Below are 3477 nucleotides of genomic sequence, written 5' to 3'. Positions count from 1 at the left end.
CGCAATCCTGCCGCCGGACGTACCCGACCGACCCCGGCCGGCGGCATATCGTGCTGTAGATGACTCCTGTCGGCCGACCTGTCTCCTGGACGGGGAACGGCATCCGCCTTCTCGACCAGACCGCACTGCCGGGGCGGGTCGTCCATGTCGACGTCACCGACGTGGACGCGCTCGTCGGCGCGGTCCGGCGGCTGGTCATCCGCGGTGCTCCCGCCCTCGGCGCCACCGGCGCGTTCGGGGTGGCCCTCGCCGCGGCCCAGGCCGACCGCGAGAACTGGGATGCGGCAACCCTCGCCCAAGCCATCGGACGCATCCGCGACGCCCGTCCCACCGCCCTCGCGCTTGCTCTCGGCGTGGACGCTGCCCACCAACGGCTTGTCCACGGGATACCCGCGGTACTCGCATACGCCTGCGACCTGCTGGAACAGGACGAACGGGCGAATCGGGCGATCGGCGTGCACGGCGCGGACTGGTTACTGCGCAACACGCCCTTTACCACCAGCACCACCAGCACCGCCCGCAGGACGACCCTCGACACCGCCGGCGGCAGCAGCGATACCAGTGACGGAACCGGCCGCCGTCCGCTGCGTATCCTCACCCACTGCAACACCGGGGCACTTGCGACCGCCGGTTGGGGGACAGCGCTGGGCATCGTCCGCGAGCTGTACGCCCGCGGCGAACTGGAGATCGTCTATGTGGACGAGACCCGGCCGCTGCTGCAGGGCAGCCGCCTGACCGCCTGGGAACTCGATGTCGAGAACATCCCCCACCTGGTGCAGGTCGATGCCGCCGCCGCGGGGACGATCGTGCGCGGACTTGTCGACGCGGCTGTCGTGGGCGCCGACCGGATAGCCGCCAACGGCGACGTCGCCAACAAGGTCGGCACCCTCGGGGTGGCGCTGGCCTGCGCGTACGCGCGGATCCCGTTCGTCGTGGCCGCGTCCGCATCGACCGTCGACCCCGCGACGGCGTCGGGCGACATGATCCCGATCGAGCTCCGGGACGGCGAGGAGGTGCTCAGCCATGCCGGATCACGGGTCGCTCCGCCACGGTCCCGGGCGCACAACCCCGCCTTCGACGTGACGCCCGCGAGCCTGGTGGACGCGCTCGTCACCGAACACGGGATCGTCGAGGTCGCACGTGGTCAGCGTCCGGAGCCACTCACGCCGCCCCCGGCCGGCACCAATCCCCGAACTGGCGGCGCCTCCCGGACCGGCAGCGATCCCTTGGCCGGCAGCGGTCCCTTGACGGGTGGCGGCGATCCCCCGATCAGGCCGGCGGCAGGATCCTGACCTGGTCGAAGCCGTTCACCATCGGATGATCACCCATACCGCGATCATGATTTGGCTCGCCCGGCCGGCGGACACCGACCGTTGACCAACCGGCGGCGCGGGCGGCGTCCAGCTCGTCGACGAGGTCCGAGAGGAAGACCGTCCGCTCCGGTGCGATCCCGGTCGCCGCGGTGATTGCGGCGTAGGACGGCGGCTGCCGTTTAGGACCGGCCGTCTCGGTGTCGAAGTGCCCGCTGAACAGACCGAGCAGGTCGCCGGCGGGGGTGTGTGCGAACCAGGCGCGCTGCGCGGCGACTGATCCGGATGAGAAGACGTAGAGGCGGCGCCCGGCATCGTGCCAGGACCGCAGGGCGGGAACCACGTCCGGGTACAGGTGGGAGGTCAGCTCACCCGCGGCGAAACCGGCTTCCCAGATCAGACCCTGCAATGTCTTGAGCGGGGTGACCTTCTCGTCCGCGTCGAGCCAGGTACCGAGCGCCGTGACGACCCGGGCGGTGTCCGCCGCCGGCTCCCCGATCAGCTCCCGGACCTGCGCGAGCGCACGGCGAGTGTCCGGATGCTGGGAATGGCCGTCGATCCATGCGCCGAACCGCGCCCGCGAGTACGGGTAGAGCGTGTCGACGACGAAGGATGTTGCGCTGGTCGTCCCTTCGATGTCGACGACAACCGCCTCGGCGGTGACGGCGACGACGACGACGGCGTCACTCACCGGGCATCGGACATCAGACGGTCACCGTACGTCGGGCACTGGTCACCAGATATCGATCACCGGGCGGCGGTGGCCACGGTGTGCAGTGCGTCGAAGTCGGGGAAGCGGGAGGCGATGTCGCTGCCCGTGAAGTCGCCGACCCAGCCGTCGGGATCGTGGAAGAAGCGGATCGCGGTGAACGACGGATCGGTGCCCATGTCGAACCAGTGCGTGGTACCGGCCGGCACTGACAGCAGGTCGCCCGCCTCACAGAGCACCGCGTGGACCTCGTCACCGCTGTGCAGGTAGAAGATGCCGGCGCCGTCGGCGAAGAAGCGCACCTCGGCATCGGCATGGGTGTGCTCGGCAAGGAACTTCGCCCGCGTGGCGGCGGCGGTGGCCGCCCAGTCGGGCGCCCCGGTCGGATGCAGGGCCGCCACGTCCACGAGGACGAAACCCTGCTCGGCGACAACCTTGTCCACGTGCTCGCGGTAGGCGGCGAGCACCGCGTCCTGGCCGGCGCCGGGCGAGAGCTCCACGGTCGCCCACTGTTCGAACCGGACCCCGATCGAGGTGAGGGCAGCGACGATCTCGTCCGGTCGGTCGGTGTCGCGCAGCACCCGCCCCGGGTCGCCGTCGGGCCAGGTTGTGAGATGCGCCATCAGGGGCTCCTCCGGTCGTGTCTGTGGCGGGCGTTGTTCCACGGTTCCGCAGGCCCATTGTGAAGCCGGAGATGCGCCACCGCTGGCGGTCCACACACCGGCGTGCGATGGATGTGGCCCGCGGCGTGGACGGCGTAGACGTCCGGCAACTCGTTCGATCGTGAAGGATCCGTCCGCCGGGCATCCGTCATCGCACCGGGACGGTGACTCCGCCGCTGAACGGACCGTCGTGGAGCTCAAGATGATCGGGTGCGGCGTCAACGGGAATGTCGAAGACGAAGGTGCCGCTCACCGTCTCGCCCTCGGAGATGTTCCCCCAGAGCTCGTTGGAGAAGGACGCCCGGGACAGCAACTGGTCGGAGCCGTGCCTTGCGCCGGCGGTGTCGTAGAGACTCTGCGAGGCCAGCGAAAGGGTCCGGTCCGAACCGCCGATGTTGCTGGCTGTCACCGCGGCCAGGCAGTACTGGCCGTCCGGGTGTCTGGGGAAGAACCCGACCTTCAGCTCGTCGACACCACACTGGACGTTCGTCACGGTGAACTGGAGCTGGCCGTCCCGGACCGGGACGCCGATGCCGGGGATCGCTGTCACCGACGGTGAGGGCGTGGCTGCCTGGCTGGTGGGGATGGCGCCGGAAGGCCCGCCCGTGTCGTTTCCGCCGAGGCTGTTGAGGACCACCCAGCCGACCAGCAGCACGAGCGCTATCAGGGGAGCGAGCAGCCACCACCGGCGGGACCGCTGTCGCGGCGGCGCGCTCGGGTACCAGGGATGCGGCGCACCGGCGGGCTGGCCGAACTGCGCGGGCTGACCGAACTGGTCAGCCGGGTAACCGGTGGG

At 70.4% G+C, this 3477-nt stretch carries 4 protein-coding genes; 1 reads left to right on the top strand and 3 read right to left on the bottom strand.

Annotation, left to right across the window (positions count from 1 at the left end):
- The first annotated feature begins 59 nt into the window (after nucleotides 1-59).
- Nucleotides 60-1292 carry an S-methyl-5-thioribose-1-phosphate isomerase gene (gene mtnA / locus DD1DGNOD_RS02330; protein ID WP_131769334.1) on the top strand — a complete coding sequence of 411 codons (1233 nt, stop codon included), beginning with the start codon at nucleotides 60-62 and terminating at the stop codon, nucleotides 1290-1292.
- On the opposite strand, the gene mtnC is transcribed toward mtnA, so the two are convergent.
- The 3 genes from mtnC to DD1DGNOD_RS02315 form a co-directional block, all read right to left on the bottom strand.
- The gene (gene mtnC, locus DD1DGNOD_RS02325; RefSeq protein ID WP_131764984.1) at nucleotides 1270-2001 is read right to left on the bottom strand and encodes an acireductone synthase; all 732 of its coding nucleotides are present in this window, start codon (nucleotides 1999-2001) and stop codon (nucleotides 1270-1272) included. The two genes, mtnA and mtnC, sit on opposite strands and share 23 nt — an antisense overlap.
- Before the next feature lie 56 nt (nucleotides 2002-2057).
- Nucleotides 2058-2642, bottom strand: coding sequence for a 1,2-dihydroxy-3-keto-5-methylthiopentene dioxygenase (locus DD1DGNOD_RS02320; protein ID WP_131764983.1), 585 nt, complete (start codon nucleotides 2640-2642; stop codon nucleotides 2058-2060).
- A gap of 187 nt (nucleotides 2643-2829) precedes the next feature.
- Nucleotides 2830-3477: DUF4352 domain-containing protein (locus tag DD1DGNOD_RS02315; protein ID WP_165036350.1), on the bottom strand; the 648-nt coding region annotated here is incomplete at its 5' end.

The organism is Candidatus Protofrankia californiensis (genome assembly GCF_900634765.1).
In the GTDB taxonomy this organism is placed as follows: domain Bacteria; phylum Actinomycetota; class Actinomycetes; order Frankiales; family Frankiaceae; genus Protofrankia; species Protofrankia californiensis.
The sequence above is the reverse complement of the archived record's forward strand: the minus strand, read 5'-3'. Positions and strand labels throughout refer to the sequence as shown.